This is a genomic window from Chitinivorax sp. B (genome assembly GCF_005503445.1).
In the GTDB taxonomy this organism is placed as follows: domain Bacteria; phylum Pseudomonadota; class Gammaproteobacteria; order Burkholderiales; family SCOH01; genus Chitinivorax.
Genome location: NZ_SCOH01000053.1, coordinates 1 through 19,230 on the forward strand (window position 1 = coordinate 1; position 19,230 = coordinate 19,230).

The window sequence follows — 19,230 nt, forward strand, 5'->3', positions numbered from 1 at the left end:
AGCATCGGTACCTCCGTTCGCTATGCGTATGATGCTGAGGGTAATCGCGTCAGCCAGACGGTGAATGGTTCTGCCAAGACCAGCTGGTTGGTCGATGCGAATCGTGATTATGCGCAGGTGCTTGAAAGTACTGATCCTGCAGGTATCGTGACCCAATATGTTTTTGGTCATGCATTAATCGCCCAGAAGGTTGGCAGCGTTCTCAGCTACTACCATCAGGACTCACTGGGTAGCATACGCTTGTTAACTGACGGTACTGGCAATGTGACCGACTCTTATGGGTATGACGGTTGGGGGGGGGTACTCTATCGCACTGGCGTTAGCCAGAATGCTTACCAATTTGTTGGAGAGCAATTTGATTCCGATTTGGGATGGTACAACTTGCGGGCTCGCTTTATGTCCCCAAGCAATGGTCGATTCGTTACAGTAGACCCATTTGTAGGGTATCAGCATAAGCCAATCTCACTAAACGACTATATCTATGCAAATTCTGATGGGGTAAATACAGTAGATCCAAGCGGATTGATGGGGATAGCTGATGTTGGTGTGAGCATGAACATTCAGTCCACGTTGATGAATGTTGGCATGCGGATCAATTGGCTGCTCAATGCTTATGACAAAGTTAGTGCTGTGGTGGGCTTCTTTGAACTATTAAATACCGCAAGGCAGGTATTGGGTGATGCCACTAGCTTCGGTTCAGCAGATGCCTCAAGATCATCCCCGCTGTCTGGTATAAATTTTAGGGAGGCTGCGGAAAGTGCAGCAATACATATACCTCAAGCAATTGGCACAGGTATCGGTGATTGGTCAATGGGGTATGCAAAATCAAGGGAAAAGGGGCAAAAGTTAACTGGAGCATTGATATACATGCCTTTGGTCGCCCCTGGCGCGTTACCTCCTAAGGGTATTCCGACGCCAGCCAGAGTTACCTTTGGGCGTGAAAAGATTCCTGTAAAGCTTGTTTTCGGTGGTCCAAGCGGCGCAGCGGGGCAGCTAACTGGGATTGGCATGGAAATGGGATCCCTAAGACAATTGGTTCGAATGGACTATCATCCTTTCAATGCTGGACATGGTGGGGCATCAGGTGTCAAGACAAATGAAATTTCGGTGATCCGGGACAATAATTTCCATTATCATGTAATGAAGTGGAATAAGTAACATTTAGTTATTAGGGGGCGCTCAGGGCGGGATCGAACTTGCCAATGGCATCCATAAACTATGGCTTTTGCATGCCTAGCATGTGAGTTTTTGTGTAGGGCAAGCACACTTTCACCAGTGAAAATACGCCTTTGGCATAAATCGGCTGGGGGTTTTGGGTGCTTTCCCCAACTCGGCGATTCATCGCGAGCCTAACTTATATGCCAAATGAAAGTTTGATCCCGCCTTGGGGGCGCTCGTCATGTTGTAGGACGAGTGACCCTTTAACTTTGAAGGCTAAATTGTGATTAAGCCTGAATCGGGTGCAGAGATTGTTTGGATGCTACTCTCGTTGCTAACCTGTTCTATTGAGGATCAGTTGGTATATCTTGGTGGATTGCCTGATGAAGATTACTCTGGAGATAAGTTTGTTTCTACAAATGGATCTGCACTTTTAGTGACTACTCTGCAAACCTATGTGGATAGCTGGCTGGATGAATTTGGTTTTGATAATCCTGCTGCAAATGCATTGATTGAGCTGGTATGGAATATGCCAGTATCTAGTTCAAAAGCAGTATTTGTTTCTGATGCAAGATGGTTACAATTACGCTTTCTCGCTGGAAAAGTACTTCAAGAACAAGTATTAGATGCTTGGATAATTGATGAGCCAATCAATTTTGGTGATTACATTGAGATAGTAGACACTTAACTACGCCTAAATTGAGCTCTGTTGCATAGACGGTTGGCCTCTGAACAGCAAGAAGAATTGCACCAGCAACAGCTTCAATTGGAACCGAGAAGCAGGCCTTCTCCGAAGGGCTACTAGATGTGCCCTCTCTGGGGGCATAAGGCAGAGCCACGTTTTACGAACGTGGTTGATTTACTTAGAGTACGCTTCTGGTATAAATCAGCTGTGGATTTTAGGCGCTTTCCCCAGCTTGGCGATTTGTCTCAAGCCTAACTCCTATGCCAAAAGCAAGTTCGATCCTGCACTTCTGTCAGGTGCCGGAAGTTACGAAACAAAAGTTCGATCTTGCTCTGGAGCCTTTGGCAAAATGCGGAGTTTTGTTTCCATCTTCCTTGTTGTTATTGTGGTATTGCCTGCTTCTCGTTACCAAGCCCTGAAAGCTGTTTAGGGGCATAGACAAACTGCCAGTTGTCGAATCGTGTGGCCTTGGCAAAGGTTTGCCAGCGAAGTGGGAAGTTTTCTTGTTTGATGGGCATTTTGTTGCTGATGCTGGCGATGCCTTGAATGCCACCTTCCGCCGCTATGATCAGTTTCCAATTAGCCTTGCCGGTGAGCGGGTCTGGGTAAAGTTGTCGAAGGTGCCGACGGGTCACGACGAAGCGTGTGTCATCCAGTAGTGCTTCCAGGCTAGGCGGGAAGCGTTTTTGGGTACCAGGGGAGGTTTCGTAGTACAGTTGGATAGCGCGCGCGTATTGAGTGCCCACCCAGAGTAGTTGTTTTTCTTGAAAGCGCTGTTTCTGCTGACCATAGACATCCAGCGTTTTACCCAACCCTAACGTGATCAATACCAACATAAATAGTAGTGAAATGTAGGCTAGACCGTGTTGGTTTTTATGGGGGGGGCAGCTAGGGTGCAGTGGTGGGCAAGTACCGCTCAGAATGTGGGTGGGTTTACCAGTCTGCATATGGTTTGCCATCATGGCTTTCACCTTTGGCCCCGCTTTTGACATCCACTACACCGGCGTTTTCTCCTTCGGTATTCTGAATGACTTGCCAGCTGTCCGTTCGTTCGGTGATGGGATCAGTGGGGATGCGGCGTAGGTAGCGCTGATCAACTAATTCCTGCAGGGTGGTGGGGTAACGATTTCGATCATGGTAATACTGGTCGATGGCAGTGCGCATCGACTCCAGATTTTGTCGCAGAGTTGCGTCCTTGGCTCGGTCTACGCTGTTGAAATAGCGTGGCGTGACAATGGTGACCAGCGTAGCGATGATGGCCAGCACAACCAGTAACTCAATCAAAGTGAATCCGCTACGGTTACGCATCACCATGCCTTGTAGGGGCGACCATCAAAGCCAATGGCCTCGCTATGTGAGTGTATGTCATACACGTCATTACCGGGCTTGGGTTGATCATGGGGGCTTTGGTAGCTGCGCAGTGCCCAGTGTTGCTCTGATGGCGCGCTGGGATCCGGCGCGAATGGATCGCGCGGGATCGCACGCAGGAAATATAGCTGACGTGGTGAGGGAGATTTAAGGTCATTGACCCCTTCGATCAGTACCTTCAGATTTTTGGGATAGCCAGATTCATCCGCCGATTTCGCGATGCGGCCTTCATCGGCAGCTTGCTTGTAGGCATCGATGGCATCTCTCAGCTGTATTAGCGCCCGTTGCAGTTCTTGTTCGCGAGCGCGTTGCGAGAACAGTTGAATGGTTGGCAGCACACCCATTGCCAGGATGGCGAGAATGGCCAGCGTGGCAAGAATCTCGATCAGCGTGAAGCCGCGCTGGCTCATTCGAACTCCATCTTCCGTGGGGCTGGGCTATCCAGATTCACGGGATTGCCTTGCAGATCCGTCGCACGCACCTGGCCAATACCCAACCATAATGGAATAGCTGTGCTGGTTTTAGCTTTGAAGGTCATATTCACTAGCTGCCCACCCTTAGCGATGCCAGTTGGCGCCACCATATTCAAGCTTACCCTGCCAGGGGCAGTTTGTGGGGTCAGGCTGAAACCGGTGGCTGCTTGTGCGGCCTCACCTGGGCTGGCGGAGATGAATTCGATGAATTCTGGATTGTAGATCAACTCAGTTGTGGCACTGGCCAGTGGCTTGCCGGGGATAAGTGACAAGGTCAGTGTGAAGTTTTGACCGGCACTGATTTTAGCGGGCACAGTTAGATCCAGTTTGCCAGTTGCGCCGCTTGCGTGCGTGTCACTGCTTGAGGGTGAAGTTGGTGTCGGTGTGGGTTGCGGTTTGGCTGGAGGCGCTGAGTTGCCTGTAGCTGGCGTTGCTGCATCATTCCCCGCAGGCTGAATACTGGTGGTGATGGCAGTAGTCTGTTCACTACCTGCCGACTGCGAACCGACCAGCGCACTTGGGCGCAAACGCAACGGAGTGTTGGTCACCTCGCCATCCGTGCCGGAATAGATTGCCATGTCACTGACAGCTGGCGTGTCCAGGCTACGGACAATTCGTGGTGTGATCAGCAAGACGATTTCGGACTTGGTATTTTCGCGATTCTGATTGGAGAACAGCCGACCCAACAGGGGTAAATTGCCCAGGCCAGGGATATGCGAGGCATTTTCACGATCGGAATTCTGGATCAACCCCGCCAGTACCTGAGTCTCACCGTCTTGTGCGCGTAGAACGGTATTGGTTTTGCGCGAACCGATCTGATACGTCAACAGACCGGATTTGGTCGTGATGGGTTTGACGATGTTGCTGACTTCCAAACCGAGTTTCAGGCCAACTTCGTTCCCCAGATAAACCTGTGGCTCGACTTCAAGCATGACACCAACATCCAGATAGCTGACCGAGTCCGAAACGGAACCGGTCTGCTGGTTGGTGGTAGTGGTCACCACGGGTACGCGGTCACCAATATGGACCTTGGCCTTTTCGCGGCTACGTACGCGAATTCGTGGCTTGGCCAATGTGTTCCCGCCGCCAGTGGTATTTTTCAGGTTCAATACCAAGGCAGGGTCGGAAATCGAGTATTGCAACATGTTGCGGCTGAGGTTGGTGATCTCATTATTATTGAGAATGCCTGGCTTACCACTGCTGCCGAGTACACTGATACCAATGCTGGTCGGCGTTTCCAGCCCAAGGTTATAGGCCCAGTCTGTTGTCACTTCCAAGACTTCAACATCCAGAATCACTTCTGGATCGACGACATCCTGGGTATTGATCAATTTTTCGATGACACCGATTGCTTCGGGTGTGTCACGTACCGTCAGCAATCCAAGGCGTTCATCAATGAATGCATCCTTGGTCTTGGTGATGGCTTTGATCTGATTCAGTACCTGTTTCGGGTCGGCCCCGCGCAGATAAAAGCTGCGGATGATCAGATCCTGATACTCCTTCTGCTTTTGTGGTTGCTTTGGGTAGATGATGAACGTGGAATCATTCAGTACCTTCTTGTCCAACTGATTGGTAGTCAGCAGGACATTCAAGGCGTCTTCCAGTGGGGTATTGCGGGCGAAGATGGTGGCACGCTGGTCGCCCCGTACGTCACGATCGAAGATGAAACTGAGATTGGCCTGGCGTGAGATCAATTCAATGATCGATTGTAACGGCGCATTACGGAATTCAAGCGTAATCGGTTTACGCATTGCCGGGTTGAGTTGTTGGGCATTGACCTCGGCCTGGTACTTGCTCATCTCCAGTTTATTGAGTGCCAGCTTAGCCTTTTGATTGGATGGATTCTCCGACACGATCAGCTTCAGTAATCGTTGTGCTCGGTCGGTCTCGCCGTTGCGTTGGGCTTGTTCAACTTCCTGCATCAGGCCGGTATGCCAGCGATCGCGTTCGATCAGTTCCAGGGCGCGGCGGGTACGAATGTGCTCGGGATGCAGCGCTAGAATCCTACGGAAGGTCTTGAGGGCGCTATCCAGTTCGCCTGCCTGCCGCTGGGATTCACCTTGAACGAATAACTGGCTGGTTTCACGTTCCAATGCCGCATTCAAGGTCATCTTGTAGCCAACATTGTCCGGGTTGGCTTCGACGGTATGGCGCATGCGGTTGATGCCTTCATTGACTTTGCCAGCAGCAATGTCGTTACGGGCCTGGTACATACTCCAGTCACTGGCACAGCCGGTACTGATAAGGCAAAGCAGCAGGACTGCTTTGGGGTGAGACGTCACGACGGATTACTCCCGAGCGGTAAGGTTTGTTGCTGTTTAAGCGGTAAATAGGTGAAGGTCAACCCTTGTGCATTCATTGCATCCAGCCGATAGGTCTGTTGAATGGTCTCACCTGGTTTGACCGTCAATGGCTCACCATTGTGTTCCAAGTAGACCGATACGACGTTGCCATCCCGAAATTGGCCCAAATAGACAAATGGCAGTGCAGGTGCTTGCGGTGGCGGTGGGGTGGTATCGACTAGTGGTGGGGTGACAATAGGCGACGCGATAACGGGGGTGGAAGCCGTTGGAGTAGATTCAAATATGTCCGCCAGTGGCGCTGGGGTTGCTGGACGGGAAGGCAGCCCTGCTTGACCACGGGCCACGACTGGTGAGTTGGCTGCCTTGCCTATCGTGGGCTGTACCGTGGGGCGCGTTGAGTGCGAAGTCGCCAGCAACACTTCGTCATCGGCTGGGGTTTGTAGTAGGCTGAAGACGCTGGCCAGCAGCGTCAGGGCCAACAGAATGATCAGTAGACGGGAGCGCGTCATGCAGCCCCCTGTAAGAAGAAGCTCAAGCGCAGGGTGGCATCTACGGTCGGCTGAGTGATGCTGGCCCGCTCTAAGGCCACACCATCAATGGCGACATGCGGAATACCACTGATTAGCTGTTGCATGAATTGTCGTACATTCAAGTAGCTGCCTTTGACGGTCAGCGTCAACTGATATCGCTGTACCGGTAAGCCGTTGACTGGGCTGAGTTGATATTGAGTCTTGCCCAGGGTGACCTTGGTCGTGGCGGCGACATCTGCCATGGCATCCAGCCAGTCTGGCAGGGTGTCGATGGGCGGTAAGGCCGCAGCCAAGACTCGGCCCTGTATGGCTGGATTGGTGGCCTGCAATTTTTTTGGTTGCTGCTGCCCTAGTTTCAGATCACGTTCCAGTTGCTGTAATGCAGCTTGCTGGGTGGGTTGCCAGAGCACAAAATAAGCGCTACCCAAGATGATTCCTGCCAGGCCGATCAAGCCGGGCAGGCCCAGCTGTCGAACATAACGTTGGGTGAGCCAGATCAGTGGACTTAACGTGCTTGCCATGTTGCCGAAAGCTCAAATTGAATGTCGTGGGCGCCGGCCACCTGTGATGCGGCGGGATCGCTCACATTGGTCGATGAATCGGTCACCCGCAAATGGATTTGCTGTAGCAAGCCGGTTTGTTGCAGGCGGCGCAGGTAATTGTCGGCATCTGGCAAAGAGCGTGCCATACCGCTGATAAAGACGGTGTGGCTGGCCATGTCTGGCCGAACTGCGAGTAGATCCACACCTTTGTAACGTGCCTGTTCGATGGATTGGAACAAGGGCTCCCAATCCTGAGCCAACGTATGACGAATGGTATCGGCTGCTTGTTGTGCCTTGCTGTCTGCAGGCTTGGTGACTACCGGTCGATCTGCCAGGGTTCGCTGCTGGTGTAGTCGAACCAGTTGCTGGGTGTGTAGTTGCTTGGTCTGAGCGTTTCGATAAGTGCTGATGGTGGTGAGCACCATGAGTGCCATACCAAGACCCAGGATACCCCATACCCAAACAGGGCGACGACGAATCGGGTTGAAGTTGAAATCCAGTGTTGCCATCTTAACTACACCATGCCAGTGAAAGTGGCGCGGCAGCCTGCGCCGGTGTCAAGGCAACGTGGGCTAGTTCACCACGAAAGCCGGCCAAGTGTTGAATGCTGGCCAAGGCAGCACCTGAGAGCAGAATACGTTCTGGCATGACAGATTGCATGGCCAGTATTTGGCTGAGCATTGCCGGCAGGGTATCAACCTGATCGGGCATCCGTCGAGTTAACCATTGCTGATAGTTGCCATTCATCAGGCGCAAGCTCATCAACATGCCGGGTTCATGCTGGATCAGCAAGCTGTGCTGCTGTTGCAAGTTGTGCCGACGTGCCAATTTGGATAGGCCATTGAGCACAGGTTCGATCATGACCAGATGGTGGCCATGGGTCTGTACCTGCTGGGCCAACTGTCCAATCAGTTGGGTTGGTAGTGCACAACACACAGCGGGTTGTTGCCACCCTTGCTCGATCACACTGGTTTGCCAGTCTTGCAAGGAATGGCCGATGGCTTGGGCCAACTGGTGCTCGGCGAGCGTGGTCAGCTCATTGAATGATTCAATTCCTTCCTGCCAGGGGGTGATGCCTTGTAATGACCAATGCGCTGAAAGCTGAATGTAAAGGCAGTGAGCAGTGGTCAATGGCTGGAGTAAGGCTGGCAGGGCATCAGCAATGGTATCGCGGGTATGGCGGGTGGTGAATTCGCCATTGAAGACCGCGTGCCATGCCGCACCAACCGGATGTTTACACCCCAATGCCCACTGTGTGGGTGACAGCCATAAATAAGCCCGATTACGCCACAAAGGTAACACGATTGATTTCCTGCAAACTGGTGAGACCTTGCTTGACCATGTCCATCGCGGCCATTCGCAAAGGCTGATAGCCTTGTTGGGTTGCGGCTTCCTTCAATTGGGTGACTGGAGCGCGGCTGATGATCAGTTCACGGATCGAATCGGAGAACTGCAGCAGCTCGGCAATCGCTTTGCGGCCCTTGTAGCCGGTGCCACGGCATTCGCCACACCCCTGACCACGCATGAAGCGAAATGCCGTCAGGTCCTGTCCGTCCAGTCCGGATTCGGTGAGCAGATCGGCATCAGGTTGATGAAGCGTAGCGCAACGGGTGCATAGTACCCGTACCAACCGTTGTGCAACGATGCCGTTCAAAGCAGAGACAAAATTGTAGGCATCCACCCCCATGTGGGTAAAACGCCCCAGTACATCGAATACATTGTTGGCGTGCACGGTGGTGAAGACCAAATGGCCGGTTAGGGCCGCTTGCACGGCAATCTGTGCAGTATCGGCATCGCGGATCTCGCCGACCAGGATTTTATCTGGGTCGTGCCGCAGGATCGAACGCAGGCCACGTGAGAAGGTCAGGCCTTTCTTCTCGTTGACTGGAATCTGCAAAACACCTGGCAACTGATATTCGATCGGATCTTCAATGGTGATGATTTTGTCTTCGCCGGTATTGATTTCGCCAATGGCTGCGTACAACGTGGTACTTTTGCCTGAGCCTGTGGGCCCGGTGACCAACAGCATGCCATAGGGTTCTTTGGACAAGCGACGGATGGCATGACGCATGTCTGGGTCAAAGCCCAGGCTTTCCAGCCGCAATCCCTCCATTGAACTGGCCAATGCTTGTTTGTCGAGCACGCGAAGTACGGCATCCTCACCAAATGCACTGGGCATGATCGATACTCGGAAATCAATCTCGCGACCGCTGACGATCGCTTTGAATCGGCCATCCTGCGGTATGCGGCGTTCGGCAATGTCCAGCTCGGACATCACCTTGAGGCGGGAAATGGCCTGTTCTGCCAACTCTATTCCGGACAACTGCTTTACCTGTGTCAGTACACCATCCAACCGATACCGAATGCACAGGCCACTGGCATGTACTTCGATGTGTATATCGGATGCGCCAGCCATCAGTGCATCATAAATGGTGGAATCCACCAGTTTGACCGCTGCGCTGGATTCACCCGCAATGGAAGTCAAGGAAATGCTGGCTGCCACCTGTTGGCGGTTGTCTTCAGCGTGGCTGCCGGTATCCAGCCGATCGACCGCGCGTTCGGTACGTTCCCATTGGCGTAGCAGGGCTGTCATTTCTGCTGGCGTGATCAGATACCATGGTGCCGGCTCAGATAATTGCTGCTCTGCCCACATGATGCAAGCTGCATCGAACGGGTCGGTCAGCAACAAGGCCAATTGACCGGTGTCATCCCGAATGGCTGCACAATGGTGTGCCAGTGCATCAGCATAGGCAATCAACTCAAACGCTGGCGTGGCCTGCTGCAGGCTAGCCAGATTTTGGGTTGGAAAATGGGTGACGTTGGCTAACTGCTGTAGCGCATCCTGATCACTCAGCCCGTGCTGTGTTTTGAGCAGTTCGACCACATGGCTTTGCTGGGCATGTGCCTGTTGGCGCAGCTCAGTCAGCATGGGCAGGGAGAGCGACAGCATTTACAAGCTCCCGGCCAGATCAAAAATGGGTAGATACATCAGCACGACAATGGTCCCGACAAACATCGCAATGGCCAGTAATAACAAGGGGGGGAAGATGCGCATGATCTTGTCGGTCAGGCGCTCGATATCTTCGTCATTCAGTTGGGCAATACGCAACAGCATATCGCCTAACTGTCCACTTCGCTCACCTACACGCAGCATGCGGGTGGCGACTGGTGTGGACAGGTGTTGTTTGTCAAAGACTGTCGATAGACTCAAGCCTTCGCGCACGCCTTGTTCGGCCTGAGACAGTCGTGGTTGCAGCGAAGGGGGGAGCAACTGTGTACACAGGTTCAGAGCCTTGACCAAGGGGATACCACCCACCAGCAACATACCCAGTGAACGATACAGGCGGGTTAGCTGTACCAGATACCAAGCCCGGTTGAATGCTGGGATGGTCAACAACAGATTCAACAGCTTGGCCCGCACGCGTTGCGATGCCAATGCGCCAATGGTACCCACAATCAGCAATGTCAAGGTGCCCAGCACCCAGCCCAGGTGTTGCGAGGCAAACCCTCCCCAGGTCAACAGCCATTGGGATAGTGTGGGCAGCTTGTTGGGCATGCCTTCATATACCTGGCTGAACTTGGGTACTAGATAGATCAGTAGGAACAGCGATACCCCAACCCCCACTACAAACACGATGGCAGGGTAGATTGATGCGCCGATCAGTCTTTTACGCAGTACTTCAGCCTGTTGGCGATAACTCACATAGCGAGACAAGGCCGTCACCAATCCACTGGTCTGTTCACTGGCTTGAATGCCGGCGATGTAGATTTCCGGAAAGGCATCTGGCTGCAGAGCCATCGCTTGTGACAACGATTTGCCCTCATACAGCGCGGCGACCAGCACCTTGATGACCCGCTGGTAAACCCCGCCAGTGGATTTCTCAGATAAGCCTTCCAATGCTTCAATGACTGATAGTCCTGCATCCAGCAAGCCGGTCAGTTCTTGCGAGAACAGGACTAGATCAAATCCGTGCCGTTGCAGCGTGGGCCAGCGCAGGCTACCACCGGCTGCCTTGAGCGATACCAGCGTCGCGCCGCCTTCAGTCGCGCGTGAACGTGCTTCGTCGTCTGACGATGCATCAAAAGTAAAAACGGCCAGTTGGCCGTTCTTGAGGATCTTTGCCTGGTAATGCCGCATAGCAGAATATTTTACCTATTTATGTGTTTTTGTGCTTGTCTATTTGTTTAATCAGCTTGGTTTTCAGTTAGATAGTGACTACGGAAATGGGCTGTTGAAATGCGGGAAGGCCGCTGCAAGGTAGTTTAAAAGTACATCTCACGGGTTTAGGGGGCTGAGAATGATATTGCATCATGTTTTAAGTGAAATTAAGGTTTATATTTGTTATTTTTTAATTAATTTATGCTAATAAACTAATTGGTATGCTGAGCTAAGGTATCTGGCATGTACCCGTGCTTAGGGATAACGGGTACATGCCAATCACATCAGATTGATTGGAACGGGCCGGTAACCTCGTAGGTGATGCCACCGGAAGAGGTCGCCCGTTGAGAACTGAAGTAAAGTCGGGTGCCATCTGGGCTGAAGGCTGGGCCGGTGATTTCCGAGCTGTTTTGGTTGACCACCTGGACAATCGGCGCGACCGATTTGTTTGGTGAGATCACAATAATTTGCATGTCGCCACCATCTTCACCCACGTAAATGTCCCCCCGCTTGGACACTACTACATTGTCTACTCCTGTCAGGATGGGATTGGGGGCAGTTTCAGCATCATAGATGATATCCAGCTTGTCATTGCGGGTGGTGAGAGCCCAGACCCGGTTGTCGCCCTTGGTGGTGAAATAGATCACGCCACTGTGAAACCAGATGCCTTCACCGCCGTTGAAGCTGCTGCTTTTCTTCACTTGTCGACGGGTACGTGTTCCGCTGCTGCTGGGATTGGGCTTGGGAACGGCCAACCATTGCAATTGATAGGGGGCCGATGAACCGATCCGGCGTGCTACTTCCAGGGTTCCACTGTTCAGATTGCCTGCTACGGTAGGCCGGAAACGGTACAGGCGACCATCTGATTTGTCTTCGGTCAGGTACAGATAGCCAGTACTGGTGTCGACGGCGACCGCTTCATGATCGAACCAGCCCAGTGCATTGCGGACAATGGGCGCGCGGGTTCCGGTTGGGTCGCATTCCACCACTCGGCCGCGATCCACCTCCTCACAGGTCAACCAGGTTCCCCAAGGTGTCGGACCGCCGGCACAATTACGCGAGGTATTGCTACAAATGCTGTAGGCGCTGATGATGTTGCCTTTGCGATCGAAGCGAATGGCGCCTACACCACCTTTGTCATCGTCAATTTCAGCGTTGGAGACATACACCCAGCCACCATCCTGCATTGAAAAGGTGGCACCGCCATCGGGCGCACGATGCCAAGCATAATTGCTGCCGGCTACCGTGTTACCGGTACGGGCGATGATGCGTGAAGTGAATCCGGCAGGCAGCCGCAGGCCGTCTGCATTGGGTGGTTGTAGAGGACCCAGATTACCGGTTGCCATGATGGGCTCAAGGCCGTCTTCATTGCGCGGGTTGGCTGGTACCGCGAACAGATTGTTGGCCAGCGCACTTTTGCTACCAATGGCCAGCAAGCCACAGGTCATCAGGCTGGCACGCAGCAGGTGGCGTCGGGTTGTATTCAGGTCATCCGGATTCATCATCTCTCCCTTTTCCTAAAAGTTAAAGGCGCAAGGCGCCAACGGCGGTTGATTGAGGTACTGCGGATGAAACAGGCCGGGCGTCTTTGATGCAGACGCCCGGCCGGTAAGGTTGTATCGTGCCGGGTAAGCCTAACAACGCGACATGACGTGCTTGTTGTGGTACTGGCGCAATGGCTGGTTCAATTCAGTAGACGGGCCACATTCCCAGCCAGCATCAGGGCGGAGCCGTCATAGCCGAAGATACCTTCACCACGATCCATTACCGTAGGGGCGGCCAAGGCAATGGTTAGTTCAATGGTGCTGCCGGGCACGGCGGTTTGCCATTCCGGAGGGAGTTCCAGCGTGCCTTCGACCTCGCTGTTGCCGATGCAGAAGGTCAACCGATCCCCAGTGATCAACCCCAGCCCGTTGCCTCCTTCCTCTGGCATGGGCAGGTAGACATCCGCCATCAGTCGATTGCAGCAAGAGAGATTCCCCAAGGGGGCCAGCACTTGGCCTGGATAGACGTCGGCCAAGCTCAACCCACTCAGGAACACCGTTGCCTGATCACCTGCCTGGCCTTCGGTCAATACCTTGTCAAATGTGCCTACCGCTGTGCAGTATCCCTGCCGCATGCCCTGAAAGCCAAGCAGTTCCACAATGCTGCCTTCGGCTACCGTCCCACGCACTATGCAGCCAGAAATGGCAACGTTGCCGCCGGTACCGCCGGTGACATGTTGAATCGGCATTTTCAGTGAACCTGTCAGATCACGTTCGGGCGGTGGGATTTCATCACAGTAGGCCAGCAGGTGGAGGATGTCCGTTTCAAGCACTTGCTGATTGCTGCGGATGATCGGCAGGGTATCGCCTGGGTATTCGTAGTCTGTCAGTTGCTTGCGAATGACACGCTCCAGGTTATCTGCCTGTTTGACATTGATATCGGACTCGCACTGACCCATCAGTATCATCAGGTGCCGGACACCCAGTTGGCGAAGGGTCAGGATCGGCTGCCGGTTGTACTCGATGTCATCCAGTGTGGAAACCAGCAAAACTGCAATGTCGGTGCCACACAAAGTCGCAATCATGCCAGGGCCCTCACCTGGTGATTCGTTGATGGCGTAATGACGATGTTGGGTTTCCAGCTCAGCCAGTGCTGGATTGCCTAAACGCCGTGTTTCACTTTTACTGGTCTTGCACAGCCGCTTACCAGCCACATCGACCATGTTCTGCCGCAACGCATGGCGGTCTACGATGTTTTGCCCGATCAGGGCGATATTCACATGCGGCTTGGTGCGTAAGAATTCGGTGGTCATCTGGGTCCCTTCGTCGCGGCAAGTAAGGCATGTGTAGCACCGGCCTGCGCCGGGCATTCCATTACATGGTGCAGGGCATGACGCCCATGGTTCCGACTGTAATCATTGACGGGCAACGGTCTGACGATGGATCTGTTGTTCAAAAAGGTTATACGCATTAGGTTCAACCGGCGATGATTAAGCCTTGTCTATTACGAAAAAATACTATCAAACAGCAATTTATCTTTCCTAATCCGCATGCTGGAAATTCCTTGTGAATGACTGGATATACTTCTGACGGAATGAAAGTCATTTCTTATGGAAATTGCCACGAAATGGACGTGTAAAGTGGAGCCAGCCTTGCTCTAAGCGTTTTTTCAGCTGCTATGGCTGAATTGAATATGCTTGGTGCTTAATGTGCGCGGTGGAGTTAATGAGTGATTTCATGATGATATTCAGATGTAATCTTGCGCTTGCTTGGGGCGGATAAATTGCATCGTATAATTTGGATTACAATGGTTTCGCCGGATTAATGTTGTGTAGTCAGGGAAGTGCTGCTTCTTTATGTTGTATCGCATGTGCCTGGTGTCAATCGTCAGTTTGGTCGCAGGTTGTGCGGCTGAAGTGATACGTGAAAATGTCATTGATTATTAGTTGGCTGATCTGCCTGGTGATGTAAAGGTATTACAGGTTGCCACGCGGGTTGATGTCCATCATGGTTATGCACGGTTATTACCCGCACACTCGAAGTGGCGACATGTCGGTTCATTGCGGCAGCGTGCTGTCTATCGATCCGAGGATTCGGTTTTCAGCATTCGCGGTGCAAATACGCATGAGGCATATTTGGTTGTAAATAATAACCAGCTAGTTGGTTATTATTTACCAGGTGAAAAAGCATTTTCGCCTTTAAGTAAAGTAGTTGATTTAAATTGGGAGGACAATAAATGAAATCGTTTAAACTGGCGTTGCCATTGATGATTGTTGCGGCACTGACCACTGGCTGTGCTTCTGGTGTTAAATATGCAGCAATGAAAGAAGCTATGCCGACGGTAAAAGAAGGTGAAGGTCGTGTTTATTTCTATCGCGCATCATCTATGTTTGGTGCTGCCATTCAGCCAGATATTTCTTTGAATGGTACTGTGGTTGGCACATCCAAGCCTGGTGGCTTCTTCTATGTGGATCGCGCTGCTGGTGATTTTAAAGCGATGACAGGTACGGAAGTTGAGCGCACGTTATCCTTCTCCCTGGGTGTTCGTGAAGTGAAGTACATCAAGACATCACCTTCCATGGGTTTGATGGTTGGCCGTATCAATTTTGAACTGGTTGACTCAGCTGTGGCAGAAGCTGAATTACCTGATCTGAGCTTTACTGGTGAACCAGAAGCCAAGAAGTAATATATTGGTTGGGTATGATCTGATTCAGCCATACAAACAAAAAGCCCCGCCAAATGACGGGGCTTTTTGTCGACCGTTAAAACCGCTTACGCGGACAGTGCCATCATCAGCCCATTCAGGCGCTTGACGAAGGTGGCGGGGTCTTCCAGTTGGCCACCTTCAGCCAGTTGAGCTTGATCCAGCAGGATGTGGCTCCAGTCGCTGAAGTGTTCGCCGTCCAGATTGTTGTGCAGTTTTTGCACAATCATATGGCCTGGGTTGATCTCCAGGATCGGCTTGGTGCTATCAACGCTTTGGCCGGCTTGCTTCAACAGGCGTTCCAGATGGCCGCTCATGGCGTGTTCTTCCACGACAACGCACGATGCTGATTCGGTCAGGCGGTGGGTGATGCGTACTTCCTTCACTCGTTCGCCCAGTACGTCCTTGATCTTGTCGGTCAGCGCCTTGTAGTCGTCTGCAGCCTTCTTCTGTTCTTCCTTCTCTGCTTCGTCTTCCAGCTTGCCCAGATCCAGATCGCCCTTGGCAACGGAAGCCAGGGTCTTGCCGGCGTAGTCGAACAGATTAGATGTCAGCCATTCATCGACACGGTCTGACAGCAGCAACACTTCCACACCTTTCTTGCGGAATACTTCCAGGTGCGGGCTGTTTTTGGCTGCCGCAAAGGTGTCGCCGGTGATGTAGTAGATCTTGTCCTGGCCTTCTTTCATGCGGCTGATGTAATCGTCCAGGCTGACGATCTGTTCATCAGTATCAGCATGTGTGGAGGCAAAACGGCACAGTTTGGCGATCTTTTCCTTATTGCCGTGGTCTTCGCCTACGCCTTCTTTGAAGACTTGGCCGAATTCCTTCCAGAAGGTGGCGAACTTGTCCTGCTCGTTTTCTGCCATCTGGCTCAGCAAGTCCAATACCTTCTTGGTGCACCCAGCACGGATGCCGTCGATATCCTTGGAGTGTTGCAGGATTTCGCGGGATACGTTCAGTGGCAGGTCGCTGGAATCAATCACGCCGCGAACGAAGCGCAGGTAATGCGGCAACAGCTTGTCGGCATCTTCCATGATGAAGACGCGGCGCACATACAGCTTCACGCCATGACGACGTTCACGGTCCCACATGTCGAACGGTGCACGTTGCGGAATGTACAGCAGTTCGGTGTATTCCTGGCGGCCTTCGACACGTGCGTGGCTCCATGCCAGTGGGTCTTCGAAGTCATGAGCGACATGCTTGTAGAACTCTTTGTACTGTTCTTCGCTGATGTCGTTCTTGGCGCGTGCCCACAGTGCGGATGCCTGGTTGACGGTTTCGTCGCCTTCGGCGGGGGTGATGTTGCCATCCTTGTCATAACCCGGTGACTTGGTCATGACGATCGGCAGGGTAATGTGGTCGGAATACTTGCGCAGGATGCTCTTCAGGCGCCAGTCATTGGCAAATTCTTCTTCGCCTTCACGCAGGTGCAGAATAACCTGGGTTCCGCGTTCTGCCTTGTCGACATTCTCCAGTGTGAATTCACCTTCGCCGGTGGATTCCCACTTCACCCCGTGGTCTGCAGTCAAACCAGCGCGGCGGGTGATCAAGGTGACGCGATCGGCAACGATAAAGGCAGAGTAGAAGCCCACACCGAACTGACCGATCAGGTTGGCATCTTTCTTTGAATCACCAGTCAGGTTTTCGAAGAAAGCGCGGGTGCCGGAACGAGCGATCGTACCAACGTTCTCGATCACCTCCTGACGGCTCATCCCGATACCGTTGTCAGTAATGGTGACGGTACGTGCATCCTTGTCGAAATCGACACGGATCTTCAACTCGGAATCCGATTCGTACAGGGCAGCATCGGACATGGCTTCAAAACGTAGCTTGTCGCAGGCGTCAGATGCATTGGATACCAGCTCGCGCAGGAAAATCTCCTTGTTTGAGTACAAGGAGTGAATCATCAGTTGCAGTAGTTGTTTGACTTCGGCTTGAAAGCCCAGTGTTTCTTTATTTGCAGTAGTCATGGTTGGTGATTACTCCATGATTGTCATGTTGAAGGGATGAACGGCATATGGGGATGCCCGGCACAAATTCAAGTGCCAAGCTGCATTGCGTTTACCAACGCACCACGTTGCGTTCGGGTTGGGCAAACCAGTTGCTGACGAAATCGATCAGGGCTCTGACTTTGGCGGGTTGTGGTTGGCGATAGGGGTAGACCAGGTAAATCGGAAAGTAAGGTAGTTCGTAATCTGCCATCACCCGAACCAGTTTGCTGGCCTCTGTATCGGGCTCGGCTTGGTAGCGTGGCAAGCAAGCAAAGCCAGTGCCGGCCAGGCATAACCGGCGTATCAGGGTGTAGTCGTTCACGCTGACCCAGGTGTTGATTTCCACTGGGGTGACCTGTTCTGCCTGAAAGAACAGCCAGCGGTACGCATCCTTGAAATGATTGTTGGCAATGCAGGGCAGGTTGGCAAATTGTTCTGGTCGGGTGGGGGTACCCACTTGTGCCAGCAGGCTTGGCGCCGCCACTAGCCAATCTCGCCGGACGCCAACGGGTTTGGCGATCAGTCGGTCGGAGTGAGCGGCATTGGAACGGATACCCAAGTCGAATCCATCCGCTTCAAGATCGCGGAATGATAAGCTCAGATCGACTTCTACCCGGATATTGGGGTAACGGACTTTGAAGGCCAACAGCAACTCACCCATATACACCTCGCCAAAGGTGGTGGGCGCGGTAATGCGAACCTGACCGCTGACCTCCTCCCGTAAAGTGGAGACAGCGCGTTCCGCTTCACCCATGGTAGCTCGCAAGCGTCTGCAATAATCCAGATAGGTCTGACCGGCTTCTGTCAAGGTCAGCCGGCGTGTGGTGCGATATAGCAGTTGCGCTCCCAACGCCTGTTCCAGCTGTGATACTTGCTTCGAAACATGGGCCTTGGAACAGCCCAGCTGTTCAGCTGCTCGGGTGAAGCCGCCTGCGTCTGCAACGGTCAGGAAGGCCATCGCCCAGTCAAAACGTGTAGTAATTGTTTCCATTGAGTTGACAATGTTTCAACTGTAGCCCCAGTTATCTTTTGTAAAGGGCTGGTTAAGATGCATCCACTTCGCTGCAAGCACGGCTCACAAAACCTTGCTGATATTGTTACGCAAACTTGCTATGCCTTTTACTGCCTTCGTTTATGCGCCTTAGCTGAATGTTTTGTCGGCAACGTTATATACAGCGTTCATCTTGCTTATGCTTATCAAGGAGTGAATCATGAAAATACTGGTTGTTGGTGCAAGTGGTACGATTGGTCAAGCTATTGTAAACGAACTGTCCCCTCGTCACGAGATTGTGAAGGTGGGTAAGACCAGTGGTGATTTTCAGGTGGACATCACCCGTATCGACAGTGTGAAGCAATTGTTTGAACGGGTCGGCAAAGTGGATGCAATCATTTCGGCGGCGGGCAATCTGCATTTCGGCCCATTGGCGGAGATGACGCCAGAGCTGTATAACATCGGTCTACAGGACAAGTTGATGGGTCAGGTGAACTTGGCGTTGGTGGGTCAGCATTATCTGAACGATGGTGGGTCGATTACCTTGACTGGTGGCATTCTGGCTGAACAGCCGGTTCGTTTCGGCAGTGGCGCATCCATGGTGAACAGCGCGCTGGAAGGTTTTGTTCTTGGTGCTGCGATCGAACTGCCACGCGGTATCCGTATCAATGTGGTCAGCCCGAATGTGTTGCAGGAATCGATGGGCGCCTATGGGCCGTATTTCCGTGGGTTCGAGGCGGTACCGGTTGCACGAGTAGCACTGGCCTACTCACGCAGTGTGGAAGGTGCGCAAACCGGACAGGTATATCGGGTATTCTGATCTGTACATTCCGGCCGGA

General features: G+C 52.6%; 19 protein-coding genes. 5 read left to right on the forward strand and 14 right to left on the reverse strand.

What is annotated here, in order from left to right:
• Together FFS57_RS21775 and FFS57_RS21780 are read left to right on the forward strand one after the other, a co-directional pair.
• Nucleotides 1-1,158: RHS repeat domain-containing protein (locus FFS57_RS21775; protein ID WP_137939943.1), on the forward strand; the 1,158-nt coding region annotated here is incomplete at its 5' end.
• 283 nt (nt 1,159-1,441) lie between these two features.
• Nucleotides 1,442-1,846 carry a hypothetical protein gene (locus FFS57_RS21780; RefSeq protein ID WP_137939944.1) on the forward strand — a complete coding sequence of 135 codons (405 nt, stop codon included), beginning with the start codon at nt 1,442-1,444 and terminating at the stop codon, nt 1,844-1,846.
• A 377-nt stretch (nt 1,847-2,223) separates the two neighbouring features.
• Here the strand turns inward: FFS57_RS21780 and FFS57_RS21785 are convergent, their stop codons facing one another.
• The 12 genes from FFS57_RS21785 to FFS57_RS21840 all read right to left on the reverse strand — a co-directional run bounded on the left by FFS57_RS21785 (nt 2,224) and on the right by FFS57_RS21840 (nt 14,015).
• Nucleotides 2,224-2,805, reverse strand: a complete 582-nt coding sequence (locus FFS57_RS21785) for a type II secretion system protein (RefSeq protein WP_137939945.1) — start codon at nt 2,803-2,805, stop codon at nt 2,224-2,226.
• Nucleotides 2,777-3,151: a type II secretion system protein gene (locus FFS57_RS21790; RefSeq protein ID WP_137939946.1), complete on the reverse strand. Its 375-nt coding sequence runs from the start codon at nt 3,149-3,151 to the stop codon at nt 2,777-2,779. Before FFS57_RS21790 ends, FFS57_RS21785 begins: the two co-directional genes overlap by 29 nt.
• Nucleotides 3,151-3,621, reverse strand: coding sequence for a type II secretion system protein (locus FFS57_RS21795; protein WP_137939947.1), 471 nt, complete (start codon nt 3,619-3,621; stop codon nt 3,151-3,153). The genes FFS57_RS21790 and FFS57_RS21795 overlap by 1 nt, the downstream gene beginning before the upstream one ends.
• Nucleotides 3,618-5,966: a secretin GspD/PilQ domain-containing protein gene (locus tag FFS57_RS21800; protein ID WP_137939948.1), complete on the reverse strand. Its 2,349-nt coding sequence runs from the start codon at nt 5,964-5,966 to the stop codon at nt 3,618-3,620. The genes FFS57_RS21795 and FFS57_RS21800 overlap by 4 nt, the downstream gene beginning before the upstream one ends.
• Nucleotides 5,963-6,496, reverse strand: coding sequence for a hypothetical protein (locus FFS57_RS21805; RefSeq protein ID WP_137939949.1), 534 nt, complete (start codon nt 6,494-6,496; stop codon nt 5,963-5,965). Before FFS57_RS21805 ends, FFS57_RS21800 begins: the two co-directional genes overlap by 4 nt.
• A complete protein-coding gene (locus FFS57_RS21810) occupies nt 6,493-7,038 on the reverse strand; it encodes a GspMb/PilO family protein (RefSeq protein WP_137939950.1) in 546 nt (181 codons plus the stop codon). The genes FFS57_RS21805 and FFS57_RS21810 overlap by 4 nt, the downstream gene beginning before the upstream one ends.
• Nucleotides 7,023-7,568: a PilN family protein gene (locus FFS57_RS21815; RefSeq protein ID WP_137939951.1), complete on the reverse strand. Its 546-nt coding sequence runs from the start codon at nt 7,566-7,568 to the stop codon at nt 7,023-7,025. Before FFS57_RS21815 ends, FFS57_RS21810 begins: the two co-directional genes overlap by 16 nt.
• A 1-nt stretch (nt 7,569) precedes the next feature.
• Nucleotides 7,570-8,361: a hypothetical protein gene (locus FFS57_RS21820; RefSeq protein WP_137939952.1), complete on the reverse strand. Its 792-nt coding sequence runs from the start codon at nt 8,359-8,361 to the stop codon at nt 7,570-7,572.
• Entirely contained in the window at nt 8,342-10,009 is a 1,668-nt protein-coding gene (locus FFS57_RS21825) for a GspE/PulE family protein (protein WP_137939953.1), read from the reverse strand. Before FFS57_RS21825 ends, FFS57_RS21820 begins: the two co-directional genes overlap by 20 nt.
• On the reverse strand, nt 10,010-11,197 hold the full coding sequence (locus FFS57_RS21830; protein ID WP_137939954.1) for a type II secretion system F family protein: 1,188 nt from the start codon (nt 11,195-11,197) through the stop codon (nt 10,010-10,012).
• Nucleotides 11,198-11,502: 305 nt separating this feature from the next.
• Nucleotides 11,503-12,723, reverse strand: coding sequence for an alkaline phosphatase PhoX (locus tag FFS57_RS21835; protein ID WP_249384117.1), 1,221 nt, complete (start codon nt 12,721-12,723; stop codon nt 11,503-11,505).
• 179 nt (nt 12,724-12,902) lie between these two features.
• The gene (locus FFS57_RS21840; protein WP_137939955.1) at nt 12,903-14,015 is read right to left on the reverse strand and encodes a hypothetical protein; all 1,113 of its coding nucleotides are present in this window, start codon (nt 14,013-14,015) and stop codon (nt 12,903-12,905) included.
• Between the two features lie 633 nt (nt 14,016-14,648).
• Here FFS57_RS21840 and FFS57_RS21845 point away from each other — a divergent pair.
• Entirely contained in the window at nt 14,649-14,942 is a 294-nt protein-coding gene (locus tag FFS57_RS21845; protein WP_137939956.1) for a hypothetical protein, read from the forward strand.
• A complete protein-coding gene (locus FFS57_RS21850; protein WP_137939957.1) occupies nt 14,939-15,388 on the forward strand; it encodes a DUF2846 domain-containing protein in 450 nt (149 codons plus the stop codon). The genes FFS57_RS21845 and FFS57_RS21850 overlap by 4 nt, the downstream gene beginning before the upstream one ends.
• A gap of 86 nt (nt 15,389-15,474) precedes the next feature.
• On the opposite strand, the gene htpG is transcribed toward FFS57_RS21850, so the two are convergent.
• Together htpG and FFS57_RS21860 are read right to left on the reverse strand one after the other, a co-directional pair.
• A complete protein-coding gene (htpG, locus tag FFS57_RS21855) occupies nt 15,475-17,379 on the reverse strand; it encodes a molecular chaperone HtpG (RefSeq protein ID WP_137939958.1) in 1,905 nt (634 codons plus the stop codon).
• Between the two features lie 91 nt (nt 17,380-17,470).
• Nucleotides 17,471-18,391: a LysR family transcriptional regulator gene (locus FFS57_RS21860; protein WP_137939959.1), complete on the reverse strand. Its 921-nt coding sequence runs from the start codon at nt 18,389-18,391 to the stop codon at nt 17,471-17,473.
• Nucleotides 18,392-18,611: 220 nt separating this feature from the next.
• On the opposite strand from FFS57_RS21860, the gene FFS57_RS21865 reads away from it, so the two are divergent.
• Nucleotides 18,612-19,211, forward strand: a complete 600-nt coding sequence (locus tag FFS57_RS21865; protein ID WP_137939960.1) for a short chain dehydrogenase — start codon at nt 18,612-18,614, stop codon at nt 19,209-19,211.
• The last annotated feature ends 19 nt before the right edge of the window (nt 19,212-19,230 follow it).

What these genes read in the sequence shown, in the direction of transcription:
- FFS57_RS21785 (WP_137939945.1), bottom strand. Translation starts at nt 2,805, where the DNA reads ATGATGGCAAACCATATGCAGACTGGTAAACCCACCCACATTCTGAGC.
- FFS57_RS21790 (WP_137939946.1), bottom strand. Translation starts at nt 3,151, where the DNA reads ATGCGTAACCGTAGCGGATTCACTTTGATTGAGTTACTGGTTGTGCTG.
- FFS57_RS21795 (WP_137939947.1), bottom strand. Translation starts at nt 3,621, where the DNA reads ATGAGCCAGCGCGGCTTCACGCTGATCGAGATTCTTGCCACGCTGGCC.
- FFS57_RS21805 (WP_137939949.1), bottom strand. Translation starts at nt 6,496, where the DNA reads ATGACGCGCTCCCGTCTACTGATCATTCTGTTGGCCCTGACGCTGCTG.
- FFS57_RS21810 (WP_137939950.1), bottom strand. Translation starts at nt 7,038, where the DNA reads ATGGCAAGCACGTTAAGTCCACTGATCTGGCTCACCCAACGTTATGTT.
- FFS57_RS21815 (WP_137939951.1), bottom strand. Translation starts at nt 7,568, where the DNA reads ATGGCAACACTGGATTTCAACTTCAACCCGATTCGTCGTCGCCCTGTT.
- FFS57_RS21825 (WP_137939953.1), bottom strand. Translation starts at nt 10,009, where the DNA reads ATGCTGTCGCTCTCCCTGCCCATGCTGACTGAGCTGCGCCAACAGGCA.
- FFS57_RS21830 (WP_137939954.1), bottom strand. Translation starts at nt 11,197, where the DNA reads ATGCGGCATTACCAGGCAAAGATCCTCAAGAACGGCCAACTGGCCGTT.
- FFS57_RS21835 (WP_249384117.1), bottom strand. Translation starts at nt 12,723, where the DNA reads ATGATGAATCCGGATGACCTGAATACAACCCGACGCCACCTGCTGCGT.
- FFS57_RS21840 (WP_137939955.1), bottom strand. Translation starts at nt 14,015, where the DNA reads ATGACCACCGAATTCTTACGCACCAAGCCGCATGTGAATATCGCCCTG.
- FFS57_RS21850 (WP_137939957.1), top strand. Translation starts at nt 14,939, where the DNA reads ATGAAATCGTTTAAACTGGCGTTGCCATTGATGATTGTTGCGGCACTG.
- htpG (WP_137939958.1), bottom strand. Translation starts at nt 17,379, where the DNA reads ATGACTACTGCAAATAAAGAAACACTGGGCTTTCAAGCCGAAGTCAAA.
- FFS57_RS21860 (WP_137939959.1), bottom strand. Translation starts at nt 18,391, where the DNA reads ATGGAAACAATTACTACACGTTTTGACTGGGCGATGGCCTTCCTGACC.
- FFS57_RS21865 (WP_137939960.1), top strand. Translation starts at nt 18,612, where the DNA reads ATGAAAATACTGGTTGTTGGTGCAAGTGGTACGATTGGTCAAGCTATT.